The organism is Paenibacillus sp. FSL R5-0473 (assembly GCF_038004565.1).
GTDB classification, from domain to species: Bacteria; Bacillota; Bacilli; order Paenibacillales; family Paenibacillaceae; genus Paenibacillus; species Paenibacillus amylolyticus.
In genome coordinates, this window is record NZ_JBBORL010000001.1 from 2,155,843 (window position 1) to 2,175,594 (window position 19,752).

The 19,752-nt window shown below is 41.8% G+C and carries 16 protein-coding genes; 7 read left to right on the forward strand and 9 right to left on the reverse strand.

Going from position 1 to position 19,752, the window contains the following annotated elements; translation table 11 throughout:
• Positions 1 to 246: 246 nt before the first annotated feature.
• The 5 genes from MKY28_RS09455 to MKY28_RS09475 all read left to right on the forward strand — a co-directional run bounded on the left by MKY28_RS09455 (position 247) and on the right by MKY28_RS09475 (position 6,152).
• Positions 247 to 2,046 (forward strand): ABC transporter ATP-binding protein, encoded by a 1,800-nt coding sequence (locus tag MKY28_RS09455; RefSeq protein WP_340935809.1) that lies wholly within the window; start codon positions 247 to 249, stop codon positions 2,044 to 2,046.
• Positions 2,043 to 3,791: an ABC transporter ATP-binding protein gene (locus MKY28_RS09460; protein ID WP_340935812.1), complete on the forward strand. Its 1,749-nt coding sequence runs from the start codon at positions 2,043 to 2,045 to the stop codon at positions 3,789 to 3,791. The genes MKY28_RS09455 and MKY28_RS09460 overlap by 4 nt, the downstream gene beginning before the upstream one ends.
• An 83-nt stretch (positions 3,792 to 3,874) precedes the next feature.
• A complete protein-coding gene (locus tag MKY28_RS09465) occupies positions 3,875 to 4,837 on the forward strand; it encodes an ABC transporter substrate-binding protein (protein ID WP_340935813.1) in 963 nt (320 codons plus the stop codon).
• A gap of 403 nt (positions 4,838 to 5,240) precedes the next feature.
• Positions 5,241 to 5,450, forward strand: coding sequence for a hypothetical protein (locus MKY28_RS09470; RefSeq protein WP_143780989.1), 210 nt, complete (start codon positions 5,241 to 5,243; stop codon positions 5,448 to 5,450).
• A gap of 303 nt (positions 5,451 to 5,753) precedes the next feature.
• Positions 5,754 to 6,152 (forward strand): RDD family protein, encoded by a 399-nt coding sequence (locus MKY28_RS09475; protein WP_081746009.1) that lies wholly within the window; start codon positions 5,754 to 5,756, stop codon positions 6,150 to 6,152.
• A 129-nt stretch (positions 6,153 to 6,281) separates the two neighbouring features.
• Here the strand turns inward: MKY28_RS09475 and MKY28_RS09480 are convergent, their stop codons facing one another.
• Together MKY28_RS09480 and MKY28_RS09485 are read right to left on the reverse strand one after the other, a co-directional pair.
• On the reverse strand, positions 6,282 to 6,557 hold the full coding sequence (locus tag MKY28_RS09480) for a hypothetical protein (protein ID WP_340935815.1): 276 nt from the start codon (positions 6,555 to 6,557) through the stop codon (positions 6,282 to 6,284).
• A gap of 303 nt (positions 6,558 to 6,860) precedes the next feature.
• The gene (locus tag MKY28_RS09485; protein WP_340935817.1) at positions 6,861 to 7,022 is read right to left on the reverse strand and encodes a hypothetical protein; all 162 of its coding nucleotides are present in this window, start codon (positions 7,020 to 7,022) and stop codon (positions 6,861 to 6,863) included.
• 517 nt (positions 7,023 to 7,539) lie between these two features.
• On the opposite strand from MKY28_RS09485, the gene MKY28_RS09490 reads away from it, so the two are divergent.
• Positions 7,540 to 7,701 carry a hypothetical protein gene (locus MKY28_RS09490; RefSeq protein WP_340935818.1) on the forward strand — a complete coding sequence of 54 codons (162 nt, stop codon included), beginning with the start codon at positions 7,540 to 7,542 and terminating at the stop codon, positions 7,699 to 7,701.
• Positions 7,702 to 7,794: 93 nt separating this feature from the next.
• Here MKY28_RS09490 and MKY28_RS09495 read toward each other — a convergent pair whose 3' ends face one another.
• The 5 genes from MKY28_RS09495 to MKY28_RS09515 all read right to left on the reverse strand — a co-directional run bounded on the left by MKY28_RS09495 (position 7,795) and on the right by MKY28_RS09515 (position 14,059).
• Entirely contained in the window at positions 7,795 to 8,775 is a 981-nt protein-coding gene (locus MKY28_RS09495) for a patatin-like phospholipase family protein (RefSeq protein WP_340935819.1), read from the reverse strand.
• Between the two features lie 239 nt (positions 8,776 to 9,014).
• Complete coding sequence (locus MKY28_RS09500) at positions 9,015 to 9,290, reverse strand: hypothetical protein (protein ID WP_340935820.1); 276 nt, start codon at positions 9,288 to 9,290, stop codon at positions 9,015 to 9,017.
• Positions 9,291 to 9,339: 49 nt separating this feature from the next.
• Entirely contained in the window at positions 9,340 to 9,807 is a 468-nt protein-coding gene (locus tag MKY28_RS09505) for a helix-turn-helix transcriptional regulator (RefSeq protein ID WP_340935821.1), read from the reverse strand.
• 848 nt (positions 9,808 to 10,655) lie between these two features.
• Entirely contained in the window at positions 10,656 to 12,104 is a 1,449-nt protein-coding gene (locus MKY28_RS09510; protein WP_036613869.1) for a 6-phospho-beta-glucosidase, read from the reverse strand.
• A 14-nt stretch (positions 12,105 to 12,118) separates the two neighbouring features.
• Positions 12,119 to 14,059: a beta-glucoside-specific PTS transporter subunit IIABC gene (locus MKY28_RS09515; RefSeq protein ID WP_340935822.1), complete on the reverse strand. Its 1,941-nt coding sequence runs from the start codon at positions 14,057 to 14,059 to the stop codon at positions 12,119 to 12,121.
• Between the two features lie 668 nt (positions 14,060 to 14,727).
• Here MKY28_RS09515 and MKY28_RS09520 point away from each other — a divergent pair.
• Complete coding sequence (locus tag MKY28_RS09520; protein WP_340935823.1) at positions 14,728 to 15,636, forward strand: EamA family transporter; 909 nt, start codon at positions 14,728 to 14,730, stop codon at positions 15,634 to 15,636.
• Between the two features lie 1,544 nt (positions 15,637 to 17,180).
• Here the strand turns inward: MKY28_RS09520 and ilvD are convergent.
• Together ilvD and MKY28_RS09530 are read right to left on the reverse strand one after the other, a co-directional pair.
• Entirely contained in the window at positions 17,181 to 18,872 is a 1,692-nt protein-coding gene (ilvD, locus tag MKY28_RS09525; RefSeq protein WP_076317719.1) for a dihydroxy-acid dehydratase, read from the reverse strand.
• Positions 18,873 to 18,887: 15 nt separating this feature from the next.
• Positions 18,888 to 19,553 carry a GntR family transcriptional regulator gene (locus MKY28_RS09530; protein ID WP_340935824.1) on the reverse strand — a complete coding sequence of 222 codons (666 nt, stop codon included), beginning with the start codon at positions 19,551 to 19,553 and terminating at the stop codon, positions 18,888 to 18,890.
• Positions 19,554 to 19,752 lie beyond the last annotated feature (199 nt).

Sequence of the window (19,752 nt, forward strand, 5' to 3'; positions counted from 1 at the left end):
AACTTTCTCCAACAACACTTCTTTTGCTTGGCGAGAATGTAAATACTTCACCAGTCATTCTCAAGTTACGCGACGAGGTCATATGTCCAATAGGGCTTATAAGATGCTGTGAGACAACAATAATCCGTGATGAGGTATTATTGCTCCGTGAAGAGGTAGTGATCACTCAGGGCTCTATGAGATATTAATGTGCGTATATAACACTGCGTTATATTGAGAATGATTATTAATATCAGGAGGGGTGAGATGAACAACTCATCTGAAGTGTCCGGACTAATGCAAGTAACGAAGGAGCGTAAAGGTCTGCTGATCACAGCAAGTATCTTCTCGACCCTGTCGAGTCTGTTGCAGATTGTTCCTTTTGTCGGAGTGTATAAGATCGTCGAGGAACTGCTAACGCATGCGGGGCAACCCTCTGCCATGGACAAAGATCTGTTGATCTATTGGGGGATCGTCGCATTCGTAGCCCTCATTGCAGGGCTTGTTGCGCTCTATATCGGGGGGATGTGCTCACACATTGCTGCGTTCAACATTTTGTACCAGCTCAGAGTGAGACTTGCGGAGCATGTTGCCAAAGTACCCATGGGGTATCACACCCGGACGGCAACCGGTGAGCTGAAGAAGATCATCGAAGTCAGTGTGGAGAAAATTGAGAAGTTTATCGCTCATCAGTTGCCGGATCTGGTAAGTGCGATCGTTATTCCACTGATGCTCTTGGGATATCTGTTCTGGCTCGATTATCGCATGGCGCTGACGCTTTTGGTTCCGATTGGAATAGGGTTCTGGCTCCAAAGTCGCCTTTTCCGCAGCGAAAAAGGCCGTCAGGCTTATCGTGATTTTCAACTTGCCATCGAAGAGATGAATGCGACGGGTGTTGAATACGTGAGAGGTATGCCGGCGGTGAAAGTATTTGGCATTACAGCTGATTCGTTTCTAACGTTTAAACAGGCGGTGACGCGGTACCGGGATAATTCGTTGAAAATAACTGATTTGTGTAAAACATCCTACGGGCTGTTTTTTGTAATCATGATCTCGTTATTTACCTTCATCGTTCCGGTGGGTATTCTGCTGTCGAGTGGAAATGCGGGGAATCAGTCGTTTGCGATCACGTTTATTCTGTTTCTGATCATTACCCCGAGTCTATCTGCTCCGTTATTGAAGTTAATGTATCTGGGCAGTGGGATGCGAGAGATTGTGGAAGGACAGAAACGGATAGAATCGGTGTTTGCCGAGCCGGTTGTACAAGAACCTGAGTTGCCTAAAGTTCCGGATACATATGAGGTTGCCTTTCGGCAGGTATCTTTTGCTTATGAACGTAAGGAGAGCAAAGCATATAAACCCGTACTTGATCAGGTTGATTTTGTAGCCAACGCAGGAGAGATGACCGCACTTGTCGGACCTTCTGGTGGAGGAAAGTCAACCATTGCGAATCTATTGCTTCGTTTCTGGGATGTACAGGAAGGTGAGATTACGATTGGTGGGATTCCGATTCAGGAGATGGGTACGGAGAAACTGATGGATACCGTGTCCTTTGTATTTCAGGATGTACATCTGTTCTACGATACGATTGAAGAAAATATTCGGATGGGCAATACATCAGCTTCACGACAGGACGTTATAGCTGCGGCTCAAACTGCTTGCTGTCATGAATTCATTGAGAAACTGGATGCCGGATATGACACCAAAATCGGAGAAGGCGGTACGTATCTATCTGGCGGTGAAGCACAGCGAATTGCAATTGCACGAGCACTGCTTAAAAATGCTCCCATTCTGGTCTTGGATGAAGCGACGGCCTACGCGGATGCAGAGAATGAGCACAAGATACAGCAAGGTCTGGCCCAATTGGTTCAAGGCAAAACGGTACTGATTATTGCTCATCGTCTAACAACGATTCGTGCAGCAGAGCAAATTCTTGTGATCCGGCAAGGGACAATTGCTGAGCGTGGGACACATGATCAATTGCGTGCATTAGGCGGAGTATATGAGCATATGTGGCAGGCCCATATCAGTGCGGCTTCCTGGAAGCTTGGAGGTGCAGGACGATGAAGAATTATTTATACAATATATCTGGGGGTAACCCGCGTAGTCTGCTACCTTCGGTAATTGCAGCGATTCTGGACGGGATTGCAAAGATTGTTCCTGCGGCGCTGCTTGTGGATATATTCAATACGATCTATAAGTCTTTCGCTGAACCAGACAAAGGACTGGATATCAACCGAATGTGGGTTGTATGCTGCATCCTGTTTGCCTGGCTTCTGGTGGAGTATGTGGCTTATGCTTCGCTCTATGACAAGACCTATCGGGCAGCATACAGCCTCGCGGCCTCAGGAAGGTTAAAGCTGGCCGAACATATTCGCCATCTGTCGCTAGGATTCTTCGGAAAACGTGATCCTGGGGATCTGACGAACCTGATCCTGAGTGATTATGGTCAGGTCGAGCATACGATTTCTCACAATCTGTCGCAGCTGATCAGCGCGATTGTGCTTCCGGTACTTGCTTTTGGCGGACTTCTGTTGGTGGATTGGAGAATGGCCGTAGCCATGTTTGTTGCGGTTCCCTTAGGTGTGGCTCTGTTATGGCTTACGGATTCGATTCAGGCACGACTGAGTGAGAACCATGTTCGAGCCAAAAACGAAGCCGCCAGTCGGCTACAGGAGTATCTGAGCGGTATTCGTGAGATTAAGGCCCACAATATGGGGGGCAAACGTTTTGAACGGCTACGTCGTTCTTTTGACGAATTGAAATCAGCTTCCATTCGGTTGGAAGGTATCATGGGACCGATGATCATGGGCGCGATGTTGCTCGCACGATCAGGGATGACGTGGATGATTCTGGTGGGCAGTTATTTGCTTGCAGGTGGTGAGTTGTCCTTACCGGTATTTCTGTTATTTTTGCTGGTAGGTACAAAGGTATTCGAACCGTTAACGGTTGTACTGATGAGTTATGGGGAGATGCGGTACTCTGCATATAGTGCAAGACGCATTATGGATGTGCAGCAAGAGGTCCCGATGGCAGGAACGGGAGATGTACAGCCCAATCAGGCGATTTCATTCGACCAGGTGACCTTTGGATATGATGACCGGCAGCCGGTCTTGAAAGACTTGTCCTTTACGATTGAGCCGCATACCATTACTGCCTTGGTTGGCCCATCCGGTAGTGGTAAGAGTACAGTCACACGTCTCATTGCCCGCTTCTGGGATGTACAGCAAGGAACCATTCGCATTGGTGGCAGACCCGTTGATCAGATGGACCCGGAGAAGCTGTTAAAGGATATCTCTGTGGTCTTCCAGGACGTGTATCTGTTCCAGGATACAATCGGCAACAACATTCGTGTAGGAAAGAAAGACGCTTCGCAATTCGAGATTGAGGAAGCAGCACGCAGAGCTTGTTGTCATGAGTTTATCTCCAGTCTGCCTCAAGGGTACGATACGCTCGTTGGCGAGGGTGGATCGACGTTATCTGGTGGGGAGAAGCAACGGATCTCCATTGCACGTGCTTTGTTGAAAAATGCATCGATCGTTTTGCTTGACGAAGCCACCGCTTCACTTGATCCGGAGAACGAAGCCGCGGTGCAGCAAGCGATTAATGAGCTAGTCGCGGACAAGACGGTTATTTTGATTGCACACCGACTAAAGACCATTCAGAATGCCGATCAGATTATCGTATTGGACCAAGGTCAGCTCGTAGAGCAAGGAACTCATGCGCATTTGTTAGATCACTCAGGCATCTACGCTCGGTTGTGGCAATTACAACAGGATGCAGAAGGCTGGCAGGTAAAAGTAAACGGATAATGAGTTCGATGAGATAGATAAAGTAACTGAAGCAAATAAGCCATAAGTGGCTAATGAACTGACATAAAAGGAGAATGACAACGATGTTTAAACGAATTCCTGTATGGATTGCACTATGCTGTATGCTCACCTTGGCGGCCTGTGGAACGACCCAGACCACCACTGAAGTGGCCAGCTCCTCAGAGGGAACTGCACAAGCAACGACCAAATTGATTACCAACCCAAATGGAGAAGAGATTACGATACCTTTGAATCCAGAGCGCATTGTTGATCTATCCGGCTCTACAGAAGAGTTACTGATCATTGGGAAAACACCTGTGGCAACGATGAGTGCGGATTACGGTAACCCGGAGGAAATCACTCCAACCATTAAGGATCAACTAAGTGCAGATATCGTTAATCTGGGCTGGTATGGTTCACCGTTTAGCATTGAAGCAATAGCAGGAGCCAATCCGGATCTGATCATCTTGGGAAAGGATTTTAACACGGATCAATATGAAACTTTATCTAAAATTGCACCTACAATTGCATTGCCTTACTCTTACTATGATTGGAGAGAGCGCCTGACATTCTTGGCAGATACGTTTGGAGAAGAAAGCAAGAAAGATGAATATCTGGCCAAGTATGATGCGAAATCTGCAGAGTGGAAACAAAAGCTGGAGGCGGCTGTACATGGTGAATCCTTTGCCGTAATTGAGACATATCCAAACAACCTGGTCATCTATTCCAATAAAGGGGCAGCTGAGATGTTATACGGTGAATGGGGCCTGAAGCGCACAGAGGGGATCCCTGATCCAGAGGGCTGGGGCGGTAAACAGATCGCACTGGAGGCTTTGGCTACGGTTAATCCGGATCGTCTGTTATTGATGGAGAATAGCGAGAATAAGATGGTAGACAGCAAGGTGTGGAATAACATGAACGCAGGGAAGAATGAAAAGATCTATAAAATCTCTAATGTCGATAATTACAATTATTCGTACACAGCGATGGGGAGAATGGAGCTTATGGACCGTTTGGGTACGATGATTCTGGAAGGTCAGAAGTAAGAAGTAGTCGTTGGATTAGAGCCATTGAAACGATAGATTAAATTTAACATTTAACAGAACCTAATAACGCCTATGTGTAATTGTGTAATTTGTTCGAAATCATGTAACTTGAGCGGTTCTGGCTGCGTTTAGACATTGGGGTGATCTGATGTTGGTGAACGTGGTTCAGCGTTACATGGTATTAGGACTAATATTTATAGGGATAAGCTTGACTGCATATCTCGTTCTTGAAAGGGTTGAAGGGTACCATATTACAACGACAGAGTATTACGGCTTACGCAATGCAGGGGGATTAATATATATTCTTTCGCTTATCCTGGGATTCGGTCACTATTTAGTCGCTTTTTATGTTGTTATTATTAGCCCGATCTCATGGTTGTTGCGGAAATATGTATGCTTTCCTATGGTGAGAACTTTCATCTATATGATTGGGTTTGGATGGGGCGGGCTGTGGGTTTTTGATCTCATGTACAATCCATATTTCGTGAATGGATACCATCTGAACCGAATGACATCGATATGGATATTTGCCATCGCCGGTTTAGTCTACGCCATTGTGGAGAATAAGATTTGGCGAAGAGGGCAGATGCAGAACGAACAGAAAGCTACTTAACAAATGTTGAGTAGCTTTCTTGGTTTACATAATTATTATGGTGTTTTCATTGGTGGTTCAGTTAGAAAGGATTATGTAAGAGTAAGTAGTTAGTGAATATGAACAGCGGTTAAGTTAATTCGATAGTTTGTTATAAAATTCACAAAGGATGCAATTAAAATGAAATAGGAGTTTTATCGTAAAAAGGTAAAATTTTCTGTTATACTATTTGGGTTGTGTACATAAAGTTAGATATTTTAATGAAGGGAGTTCATGAAGTAAATTAGCCATTTAGTTTAAAATTGTAGTTTGGAGGAAAGCATTTTGTATAAAGCAGGTTTTTGGATTAGATTAGGAGCAGGTGTATTGGATAGTCTTATTATTTCAATTCCGTTAGTGATTATTGCGGGTGTGCTTACGGGTAACTTTGATACGGATGAGCCGATTGCCAAACTGCTTAGTGCGTTATACTCAATTTTATTACCAGTTTACTGGTATGGTCGAACCATAGGCAAACGTATATGTGGAATTCGAATCCGCCAATACGATACACACGAACCGCCAAAAATTGGTACGATGCTGATGCGAGTTGTTGTAGCTGGACTTGTGTATGTATTAACTTTGGGTATCGGAGTTATCGTGAGTGCTTTTATGGTCGGTCTGCGTGAGGATCGACGTGCGATTCATGACTTTGTAGCAGGAACAGAAGTAGTTTGGGACTAATTCGAAAAATATAAAGAATTCGCTGTACAGGGGTAAAAATCACTGTGCAGCTTTTAAATCATTAGTACTGTTTCACAAAACTCGTATTTTGTACATATGTATATAGGCCTTTCTTATATATAAGTAGTTTTACTTTGTAGGTATATTTACTTTCAACCACGTTGCCATGATCCCGTCAGGCTCTTCGCCACGTCTTTCCCGCATTAATTGATAAAGCCGGTTGAACTGAATTACTTCTTGTGCCGTCGAGACATATGGGGTCCAATAACTAAGCCACCGCTTTGCCAATACGGGTTCAACAATATCGAAGAATAGAAATCTCTGGTAGTCCTTATTAAAACCAGGTACCGAATTACCTTGTATCTCATTGATATCCAGTAATGGTTCTTCCAGCCCGTCTACCATTTATACCAACCTCCCTCCTACGGTTTCTCAGTATTCCTAGTGTTTCATCTCCCATATCCGACTCAGCTATCATTTGGGAAGTCATACCCTGATTAATGCACGTTTGGGCCTCACTGGCTTCTCCACCCAGGCGGGAATATGAGCCGATCAATCTGACAAAAAGGTGCTCAGCAATTTGCCCACCGAATTCAATAGGTCTGCCTCCAATCTCAATATCACCAACAAGGAACTCACTGTTCAAAGGCACCTAATACACAGCTCTTACCGCAAACCCTGGACCACCACGCACTACCTTCCAATAATCTAGTGGATCGCTGTTGTCAGGTGAAGTCCAACCACTTGTGTTCGGCTCAGACATGTAGAGCCCGACAGATTACTTTCTTCGTCGTATTCCACAAACCATTCCAAATACTCGTCATGAATTCGAGACTCTCCTGGTGCAGGACGTTTGTCGGCAGTTGCCATTGCCTGCCTCCATGTTAACATTGAATCTTCAGATAGGATTTTGGGGAAAGCTGGCCATGCAATGGTCGCATCTTCTGACGCATCAAACATACTTGCCCCCAAAGGATTATAGAACTGACTTTTGCCTTGGCTAAGTACATCTTCATTTTCTTGAACAGCAGAAGTGAATACTTCATTGATGTATTCACTCCATGCCTCAAGCTGATTTAAAATATTGTTATAGTCATTTTAAAATATTGTTATAGTCATCCAAATTACCTGGCGGATCAAAGCTAGCAAGAACCATATAAAATGCTTCCTTTCCTCAAAGATGGCTTAAGCCTTAGCAATCCACAGACTACTTTAAAATTGCGCTGTAGCAAGACCTTGATGCTGATGAAGTGATGAAAATACTGAATGATCCAGCGGCAATTGCCGAGGCACACGCAGAGTTTGCCCAAGTACACCGCCTTGGAGTAAACAGTACCCGACACTTCTTCTCCGTGATGGAAATGAGTTTATTTCATTAGGCGCGACGATGAATATAGAGGAACTTGAAGAGCGTCTAGCTAGTACAGTTATTGCGAAGCAAACTAAAGGGGATCAATGTACACTGGGTAATAAAGAAGGCTGTTGGTTTGAATTAAGCAAAAAGGGATCTATGATATTGGATGACCCCCCTATCCGTTATTCTAAATAGGCAGGATATAGGCAATGTTAAGTCATCATGACCACCCGTTCACCGAGTGGTCATGAAGGTTTCTTTATGTTATACATCATGGGAAAATCATAGTTATTGGTAAATTTTATGTCCCTCCTGCTGTTCTGCAAAGTAAAGTTCCATCGGTGTGATTGCATGATTTTGTCTGAATTTATTCTTGTACGTTTCAAAATTCCAACTTTCCAGAAATTTCGTTGCTGTAACATGTCCTGATTGCAGTAAGAAAAGCTGGTCTTCTTCCGTCAAATTGAACTTCGTCGTTGTTACTTTTCCAGTAGGAATAAACATCGTTCGTTCTTCCGTATGTTCATCTACATGTCTTTGATCGTGGGCCTGTAACATCGTTTTGAATATTCCTTTGAGTAAAGAAACCGGACCGTTGATATCCATAGGTTGGGCATACGTACGCTTTTCTGACAGCCGGAAGCCAAAGGTCGGCCACTGTGGAATCCCCTCCACATCAAAGAGCCAGATCGGAAAGTTACTGAGCATGCCTCCATCCAGCATATAATACGGTTTCTTCTGTAATGGCGTATGCCATAGATAAGGTTTAAAAAAGAAAGGCAGTGTTGTGCTCATTCGCACAGCTGCAGCAATTGGAAATTCAGATGCTTTCAGTCCGTAATGAGGCAAATCATTAGGAAAAACGACGATCTTACCATTACTTATATTCGAGGCGATAATGGAAAGCTTTCCTTCTGGAAGATCTCCAAACGTTACAATGTTCTTACATTTCAGCCAATCTGTCATCACTTGCTCTAAAATGTGATTGCTATAGATTCCAGAGTCAAATATGAATGGAAGGGTCTTGTTAAACAGAGGCAACCTGCTTATTCCTGTCCGTCCGAGCAGCTTAGTATAATCTAGCGAGCTCATCAAATTCCGAATTTCAGCACTGTTGTAACCGCAGGCTAACAATGTCGCAACAATCGCTCCAGCTGAAGTACCTGCAATTTTGTTCCAAGTATAGCCTCTAGCCTCCATCACCTCTATGGCTCCCACAAAAGCAATTCCCTTGACCCCCCCGCCTTCAAAGACTGCATCTGCCTTCACCTGAATTTCCTCCTTACAAAATGAAATATTTCCTGGTTATTATTAGCTTTGTAAATTAAACTATTCACGTTGAGGATATGTTTGTTATGCTTGCTTCCCCCTTCAATCGGTTAACCCTTGTGCCGAGCGATCCGCTCAATTCCTCCCCAACGGCTTCAAACAGCTGTGATGGCAGACATACCCTCAAGCGTATAAGGAATTTTCGGGCGTTGTCCTGACATAAGTGTTCTGGCGAGGGCTTAAAAATCCAGTGTAGTGTGATGGCTAAAATAGGTAGATAAGTTTGTGTCCCGATTAAAAAAAATTACCCTGTATCCTTTTGCCACCAGCATCTCACAAAATGGAACAGTCCATCGGATCATTTGTGTTCCCAGCCCGGCAATCAGCAGAATGGTTTCATGCTTTTCATCGCTATAACTGTCATAAGCAAGATCAATACCGTTAACGTTTAACATATGGTCATATAAGGCAGCATGCAGCACGGTATTACCAAACCGCCATAGTAACTCGTTCATTAGATCCATACTGCCGTCCTCATCACATTTCTTACGGAACTGAGGAACATCAGTAAATGACATTTGTAAATCCTGACTCACAAGACAAAACGCCGAACATCTCGAAAGCTCCTCTTTGTTTTATCCAGTAATTTATCTCGACATCTCCTCTTATTGAGATATGAAAGGACATTCGAGGATAGGCTTTTAAGGAAACGCCTTTATCGCGCGCAGATATCGGCATAGTCCCAAGGAGATTCTTAAACGCCGGTGCGAACGCTTCCGGCGATTGGTATCCATATTTCATAGCAACATCGATTAACCTCGCATCGTTTGCCTGCATTTCAAAAGCCGCTAATGTCAAACGACGACGTCGGATGTACTCGGATAACGTGATTCCTTTAATGAAAGGGAACATTCGTTGAAAATGATAGGTAGAGCAACAAGCTATCTGCGCTATTTCATCATATGAGATATTGTTCTCCAAATTTGTTTCGATATTATCGATTGAACTTTTCATCCTCTCCAACCAATCCATCGTTCTCCCTCCCTTCGAGTTAAATACTATCGTAAATAAAAAACTTTCCTTGCATTCCCTGCACCAAATTGTCAGCATCGTTCGCATCCCCTGAAGACCAATCCCAACAAATCTTGTCTAATTAATTTCTCCTAAGAACATGTTCTTGTCCTTGGCTCGGGAAAAGAACAATGTTCCATTGCCTTCCTCTTCTTATCTTTTTGCGACAACCAAGAGCCGTTAATCATCATTGCACTGATTAACGGCTCTGTAAATTTAATCTCTTCACATATGCTTCAACTGATTTTTGTAATACTTTCTTTTAATCATCCTGGATGCTTCTTCTGATCAGCATCGCAACAGATTGAGGTGTATAAAATATTACGTTTGGGCTTTCATGTTGATATGGGCAAACGTATTTGTCAGCCAACACTTCTTCATTTTCTAAATAGTGATAATCGATGGAACTTGATGAGTTCCGGATACAAATAGTTAATCAAGCGAGGTCTTATATTAATGTGGCTTTTATCTCGCAATAGAAGATCCATCATATTACTATTTAGGTGACTGTCTAATCCAAAATGACACAATGCTCATTTCCTCAGCTTGGAACAAGAATTTGGGTTCCTTAAATCAAAAAAGCTGCTATAATAGCGACTTTGAATGGAACAATGTTTTTGTCCTCCGACATTGATCTGAGGACATTGAATTATACATCTCAAAGTCTTTTGGAGTTAAAAGAAGACCACATATAGAGATTCTCTTATGTGGCCTGCCTTGTTTCCCCTCAAGTATTTATTTAGCACACATACTTGAAATATTTTTGTCATACTGCTTCATTAAATTAACACGCGAATACTACCGATCAATTAATCAAGGAAATACCCTGCCCCATTATTAGCAATAATGTCTTTGTACCAATGAAAACTTTTCTTTCTGATTCTTCGAAGCGTGCCAGAGCCATCGTTGTTTTTGTCAACATAAATGAACCCATACCGTTTTTTCATCTCGCCGGTACCGTTACTCACAAGATCGATCGGTCCCCAACTTGTATACCCTATAATATCAACTCCGTCTTTTATTGCTTCAGCAATCTCTGCAAAGTGAAGATCTAAATACTTAATGCGGTAATCATCTTCAACGGTATCATTATCCAGAAGAGTATCTTTTGCACCAAGTCCGTTCTCTACGATAAATAATGGTTTATTGTACCTCTCATGTAACTGGTTACAAGTAATCCGCATGCCCTTTGGATCAATTGTCCATCCCCATTCTGAGGTTTCCAAATAAGGGTTTATTACAGAACCAAACACATTCCCATCTGTGTAATTCTTCAATATTTCAGGATCAGCACTGGTACAACGGCTCGAATAATAGCTAAAACCAATGTAATCCACTGTATATTTCTTCAAAATTTCCAAATCTCCAGGCTCAAACTGAAGTTGAATTCCATTCTCGATGAAAAAGCGTTTTGCATATCCGGGATACTCCCCTTTAGATTGTACATCAATCAAGAGGTAGGACTCTCGTTCCATCTCCATAACTTCCCAGTAATCTTCTGGATTACTACTGTATGGATACACATTTCCAGCTGCCAACATACATCCGATCATGGCGTTAGGAATAATTTCATGACAAGCCTTAACCGCCAGAGCACTTGCAACCAGTTCATGATGCGCTGCTTGATACAGAACTTGTTGTTTATTCTCTCCTTCTTCAAAAATAATGCCAGCTCCTGTATAAGGCAGATGCAATAACATATTAATCTCGTTAAATGTCATCCAGTATTTCACTTTGGTTTTATAGCGTTCAAACAATGTTTTGGAGTATTTTTCAAATAGCTCAATCATAATTCGGTTTTTCCAACCGCCATACGTTTTCGCCAAGTTCACAGGTAAATCAAAATGACATATAGTAACGACAGGCTCAATATTATACTTCAGAAGTTCATCAAACACGTCATCATAGAATTGCAATCCTGCTTCATTCGGGGTTACATCGTCACCATTGGGAAAGATGCGAGCCCATGAAATCGACATTCGAAACGATTTGAAGCCCATTTCCGCAAAAAGAGCGATATCCTCTTTATAACGATGATAAAAATCGATAGCTTCGTGGGAAGGATAAATCTCGCCTTCCTCGGGTTCAAACGAATTTAAGTTACCCATCGAAACCTGATCACGTTTAGGCCCCTTCGGCATCAAATCAATGGTCGTTAGTCCCTTACCATTAGCTAGGTATGCCCCCTCAATTTGATTGGCAGCCGTAGCACCACCCCACAGAAAACCATCCGGAAATTTATTGATTTTATTAAACATATCCAATTACCTCCCTATTTTTGTGCATATACTTTGAGTAACGGTTCTTTTTCATCTACCCTGTCATTTGCAATTCCTACAATGTCGTGATACATGGACGTATTTGTAATAACAATGGGGGTTACCATTTCATAACCGGCATCCTGGATCGCCAGCAAGTCGAACTCTACAATGACATCCCCAACCTTAACCCGATCCCCATCTTTCACGAATGAATTGAAGTGCTGACCTTTTAACTGAACGGTATCTTGTCCAATATGAATGAGTATTTCTACTCCATCATCACTGATAAGGCCAATAGCATGTTTCGTACGGTAAATCGTTTGTACAATGCCGTTTATTGGAGATACAACACGTCCCGTTGTAGGGAGGATGGCTATCCCTTTGCCCATATACTCTCCTGCGAAAGTTTCGTCCTTAATATCTTGGAGTCTAACTACAGTACCTGTCATCGGACTAACGATTTCAAAGGGTTGGTCATTTAATAGACTTGTATTAGGAACGAATTCTTGTTTTTCAGCAATATTGGTTGATATCGTCTCTGTTGGATCTTTAAAACCGATAAAGTAGGTTAAGACAAACCCAAAAATAAAGGCGACGGCAGTTGCAATGAGTGACATATAAAAACTGAAATCAATACCGGCTACCTTATTTACAAAGTTAGGATAGCCGAACACACCGAGGCCTCCAAGAATGTAAAATTTTGACCCAGCATACCCCAAAAGACCTCCACCGATACCTCCGGCAATACAACTCATAATGAATGGTCTTCTTAAGGGTAAAGTTAAACCATATATAGCAGGCTCCGTGACGCCAAAAATCCCAGAAATGAATGCTGGTACACTCAATGCTTTTATTTTTTGATTTTTAGTTTTGATCAGAACCGCTAGAACCACACCGATTTGCGCAAATGAAGCTCCAAAAGAAAGCGCCATAATTGGATCTGATCCAAGTGTTCCAATATTCAGCAACGCGATGGGGATGATTCCCCAATGAAGTCCAAAAATAACCAAAACCTGCCACATGGAGCCTATTATTATACCCGTTAAAATAGGGCTAAATCCGTAAATTTCAGTAGCGCCCGCTCCAATTAAATTTCCTGCCCATGTAGATATGGGCCCTATTACCAAAAAAGTAGCAGGGACAATGATAAGCATCGTAAAAAAGGGAACCAAGAACGTTCGTACCACTTGTGGTGTAACTCTTTTTAGAACTTTTTCTAATTTTGATGCAGAGAACGAAGCTAAAATGATGGGTATGACTGAGGAGGAATACGTCATTAAAATAACAGGCAGACCCAAAAACGTAATATGAATTGGAGATTCAAAAATTGTCCCTCCAAACAAAATGTATTGAGGGTCCCCTTCACTTAAATTCGATAACGTTGGGTAAACGAGTGATGCCCCTATAGCCATTCCTATAAAGGACGACCCACCAAATTTTTTCATTGCAGTGTACCCTAAAAATACGGGGAAGAAGTAAAATAGGCAATCTCCAGTTGCTTTTAGCAATTGATACGTTCCAGATGTTTCCGAAATCCATCCAAAAGACAAAAACAATTCGTTGAACCCTTTAATCATTCCTGTCGCAGCCAACAAACCAAGTAATGGCTGAAAAACACCTGAAATCATATCAATAAAACGATTGAAGATATTTCCTTTGGCTGTTTTATTTTCATCGGAACTTAAAGTCTCTTCACCCTCTACAGACCAATTTCCAAGTTTAGTGATGGCCTTATATACATCCGGAACTTCATTCCCTATCACAACTTGGTATTGACCGCCACTTTGCATGACCGTAATGACCCCAGACACTTTCTTTAATTCTTCTGTTTGGGCCATTCCTTCGTCCCTTAATTGAAATCGCAATCGTGTTATACAATGAACAACGCTGTTAACGTTTTCAACACCGCCAACTCGAGACAAAATCTCCTTGGCCAACTGATCATAATTCATGAGTGCTCTTCCTCTCTGGCTGTGACTTTGCATCAAAAAAACTGTATGGCTGTCCAGTGGATAGACTCTAAACATCATTTCCATGCTGAAGTTCAGCGTTCTGTTTTTTTGCACAACGACGCTCAATTCTGCAAGGCTATTTTAGTAATTTCAAATTTGTAAACAGCCTTCAAATTTTGTGAAAAGTTAGCAAAAAGTACGTCTTTTCTGGCCAGAAATGGTATTGCCTGATTGAACAGTCACAACCCAGTTGATGTACAAGCTCTCTTTGCGGACAATAATAAAACACTTTTTTCAAAAAATGCAAGTGTTTTTTTACTAGGACTTGACTTATAAAAAGGTATTCACATGACCATACTTACATTTCATATATGAAAGAAAATTTAGTTCACATATTCCATATGAATTTTAGAATATTTGCTATACAAGCACATTACTATGTACTCAACTGTTACTGAAGGTGTAGGTTTCCTTTTGACTTTTATCCTCATTCTCTGTCACAGGTTATTGACAAGAACAAACCTTTGCTTTTATACTGATACCGAAATGAACGAAATACTAAAACCCGATGGATGTGGATTTTTCTAGAGAGTGATCTCTATTTTCGCCACACGAATGCCTATGCGCATTTGTGTGGTTTTTTTGTATGCAAAAAAGGAGGAATATTTATGAAATTATGGCATTATGCACTTATTGTATTTTTGGGAGGCTGTTGTTACGGCATACTTTCCACATTTGTTAAACTGGCTTATAACGCTGGCTTTTCAACACCAGAAGTCACTGGCGCACAATATTTCTTTGGTGCAGTTTTAAGTTGGATATTTGTGATCTTTGTCAAAAAGAGAAGCCTTACTCTCAAGCAAATTACAAAACTTCTATTATCCGGAATCCCCTTTGGACTGACAGGTATGTTTTATTATCAATCACTACAGAGCATAAATGCTTCTCTAGCTATTGTCTTACTATTTCAGTTTGTTTGGATTGGAACATTATATGAATGGGTCCTTCAGAAGAAAAAACCTACCGGGGGCAAACTAATCTCGATTGGTGTACTGCTTTTCGGTTCCCTACTAGCGGCTAACGTCTTTTCTCAAGGAAATCTCTCGTTATCGTGGAAAGGAACAATTTGGGGACTACTGGCTGCTTCAACTTTCGCTTTATTTATTTTCCTCAGTGGTTCTGTTGCGAAAGATACTTCGCCCGTATTGAAAAGCGCCCTTCTTTCAACTGGAGCTGTTATTACTGTCTTTGTGGTTTTCCCTCCAACCTTCTTATTCAACCTGGATGTGCTGGCGGGATTGAGTCCATATGGATTAGTTCTCGGAGTTTTTGGCGTTGTATTGCCTCCACTTCTGTACTCCATAGGTATGCCCCATATCGGTTCAGGAATGGGTACAATTATGACCGCATCTGAATTACCCATGGCCGTTATAATGTCTTCTCTTGTACTAGGAGAATTTGTAGGTTGGTCTCAATGGCTTGGAGTGATTATTATTTTATGCGGTATCTCATTTAGTAGCATAAGACAAAGAGGATTAAGACCACAATCTTCTATGAAGGAATATACATCTCTTTAGACTTAGAGATGTAAAGAGAAAGCTATTTGTGAATTCTATCGTTACACATATAGCAATAATCCAAAAATTTCAGAATAAGACTTGGAACATTTACAACGCTGTGTCGAACTTGCACGAGTTGCACTAGTACATGAAGATGAACGGTTTGGTCCCCTTCTCGCGATCAAAGAGGTAATGTGTTGGAAGAAGACTTTCATGTTTCTGGGGGTGACCGTACCCAACATCGAGAATTTGTTATGATAGCTGCTAAGTATAGGATACCAGAGGAGCGCGCACTAGCATTGTATATACTTCTAAGGAACATTGCCCAGTTGCAACTCCTCATGTTTGTTTTGTATATGCGAGTTCTTCTGCTCAAATAGTTTAATGGCTGACAGATTAAACGTGCCCCAGCGCCTATCTACAATTTGTACATTAAGGAGATCATTCTCAATGTACAGATTGATGTTCTTGTACCTAAGTTATCTGACCAAATCAAAACACTACACTACATGTTTAACTGCACTAACGAACAAATGAGAGTAGATCTATAATAGAAGAAAAAATTTAAATCTTGTCCAACAATCACTGATGTTGGCATCATTCTTTATAAAGAATGGTCATCAAATTGTTTCCAAAAAAGTACTAATTCTTATTTAGAATAGATAACTTTCTTTTTATATTTGAAGATGTTTTAAAAGAAACCTTATCTGCGAATATATATTGATTGCGGTTCCAGTTTTTCGTATCGCCATAGTTACACTATCCTGAGCGATAGATGCATGAATTAGCTAGGGAAAACCGATTAGGTATTTTCCTAATCGTGCCATATTCATATCCCTCGACAACTCTTGTTCCATTTTGGGACCAGAATACAGGGTTATTTCAGATTAGATTTTGAACATAAGTAAAAGGGTTTCGTTTTAGGAGCTCGTATACCCGTAACCCTTATAAATTTCATGGCTCCAAGTTTCTTTTGACAAGAACTTTATAACTATACTCACCTTTGACAGCGTCATTTTTTTCAGCAATGGAACTGAGTTCTTGGTATCAGAAAGCGAATTGTGCTTTTGTCTCGCGATAAGTTCTGTCATGATAATATTTAGATATTCATCTAATCAGTAATCGGACTATGTTCTTGTCCCTCGACATTTTTCTGTTTCCCTTTCTTCGAGAGTTTAATTTAATATTGAGAGCAGCTAGTTTGGATTGCCTAACGGGCTAGCGACTTGCATTGGCAATATTTACTCATTCGAGATTAAGACCATCCAAACACTAGCCGGAACCTGCCTGCTATTCGTAGCGAACCCCCAATTAATGAAAGTCGAGAAACGGTACAAGCAAAAATACACCCCCCAGAATTTCATTGGCTAAACTCAGGGGTTTTTCCAATGTCTATTCTAGGGGGTGCACTTCATTTTCAAATGATGAAACTAAATTCTTCATCTTTTTCTTGCGACATTCTTGATCTCTAAAGCTGGCGTTTTTTTGTTTAGCGCGCTTCATGCATTCGTTGTAGTAGCTTCTCCCCTCCCATTTTATATGTAGCATCAATGTTTAATTGTCTATTCCATCAAATCTGTTACTGCACCTCTTGAAGCAGAGGAAACTAATTTAGCATATTTGGCAAGTACACCGGATTTCACTTTCAGTGGCGGTTGTACCCAAGCTTGCGCTCGAGCGGCCAACTCTTCTTCTGGCACTTCAACCTTAATTTCCTGAATGTCGCTATCGATGGTGATAATATCTCCATTTTGGAGCAAAGAGATCGGTCCACCTACTTGTGCCTCAGGGGATACATGGCCAACTACAAATCCATGCGAGCCACCCGAGAACCTACCATCTGTTATGAGAGCAACTTTCCCACCGAGACCTTTCCCTACAATGAGTGCTGTAACGGAAAGCATCTCAGGCATACCTGGTCCACCCTTCGGTCCACAATAGCGTATGACCAATACGTCCCCTTCTTGAATTTCATCATTCATGATCGCTTCTGTCGCTTCATCTTCGCTATCGTAGACCTTTGTCGGTCCGGAAAACTGTTGTATCTTCATGCCTGACATTTTGGCAACAGCGCCTTCAGGAGCTAGGTTTCCTCGAAGCACAACCAGTGGTCCATTTGGTTTAAGCGGATTATTGAGTGGACGTATAATCTCTTGATCATTCTGTAGTGGAGCAGCTTCCGCTAAATTCTCCGCCAACGTTTTACCAGTTACGGTGAGGCAATCCCCATGAAGTAATCCCTCAGCGAGCAATAGCTTCATTACCCCGGAAACACCACCAATATCATTCAAATCCTGCATGACATACTGACCACTTGGCTTCAGATCTGCCAAATGAGGAACACGCAAGCGAATTCGTTCAAAATCATCCAAGGTTAAATCCACTTCTACGGAGTGCGCAATAGCTAGCAGATGGAGAAATGCGTTGGTTGATCCCCCTAGAGCCATAACAACGGTGATCGCATTCTCAAATGCTTTCTTCGTCATAATGTCTCTTGGGTAGATTTCCTGTTCAAGAAGTGAGATGACCTGCTTACCGGCTGCTTCGCATTCCAATGCTTTATCCGCTGAGATAGCTGATGTCGAAGAAGAACCAGGCAAACACATACCCATTGCTTCTGCAGCTGCGGCCATCGTATTAGCGGTATACATCCCCCCACAAGCCCCTGGACCTGGACAAACACTGCATTCGACCTTATGCAATTGTTCATCTGTTATTTTTCCATCTTGATATTGCCCAACGGCTTCAAAAGCTGAAACGATATCCACTTTTTTACCGTCGAGATTACCAGGTTGAATGGTTCCTCCATATACATAAACAGAAGGAATATTCATCCGTCCAATAGCCATCAAACATGCAGGCGTATTCTTGTCACACCCACCGATTGCAACAACGCCGTCAAAACGCTCGGCTCCGGTCACAATTTCAATCGAATCAGCTATAGCTTCCCGACTTGGTAGCGAGAACAACATCCCGCCATGCCCCATCGAGATCCCATCAGAAACGGTAATCGTATTAAAAATTAGTGGAGCACCGCCGTTATTACGTGCGCCCAGCTTAGCTTGCACCGCTAAATCATTGATGTGCATATTACACGGTGTTACTTCACTCCACGTACTTGCTATTCCGATCATTGGCTTTTTAAAATCCTCATCTTGAAATCCAACTGCACGCAGCATCGCTCTGTTCGGTACCCGGTTAGCACCTTCACTGATTACCTTGCTTCGAATGCGAAGATCTTTTTTATTTTCCATGTTTCTTCCCTCATTTCAAAGTATTTCGTTCAGTTCCTGCATCGGTCGAATAAAATTTTGTTTCATTAAATTATGGGCATCGTTGCTATTTTTGCCTTCAAAAGCTTTAATAATCTGATCATGTTCTTCAACTGAAGCTAGTGTAGCCGTAATAGGTTGTTTTAAAAATACGTATTTAAATCGCCTAATGTGAATCTGAAGAGATGTATTAAATGTAGTTACATAAGGATTATCTGAGAGCTCCACAATATAATTATGAAATTGCTCATCCACCTCCATAGCCTGATAAACTTGTCCATTTTTAATAGAACCTGCGAATTCCAAATTTATGGATCTTAGTTTCTCGATCTGTTCTGGAACAATAGTTTGGGCGGTGATTTCAGCAGCTAAGGCCTGAAGAGCAGCCATCGTTGAATACATCTTAAAAATATCGTTTTTCTCAATATTCGTTACTTTTGTTTCTTTTCCTGGATGCATGGACACGAGGCCTTGAACTTCGAGTAACTGAAATGCCTCCCGAATCGGTGTCCGGCTGACTCCAAGCGATTCAGCCATTTCCGCATCAATAAGCTTTTCACCTGGTTGCAGTGTTCCATCAATGATCCATCGCTGAATCTGAGAAAACGCTCTTTCTTTTGCGGTCATACGGACTGGTAAGGAAAAATCTTTAGGAATTGGCATTGTTTTCATCCTCATTACAATTATTCTTATATGCAATATATCGCATACACGATCGAGAAGCAATTATTATTTCATTTACTCGCTCAATTAAGTTTATCCAGATAACTACCTGTTTTTATTGAGAGTCTGAGACAAAAAAGAGAACTATAATTTAAAAGTCTTTCTTTGAGAAATGTTACATAAGTAATATATTTTAATG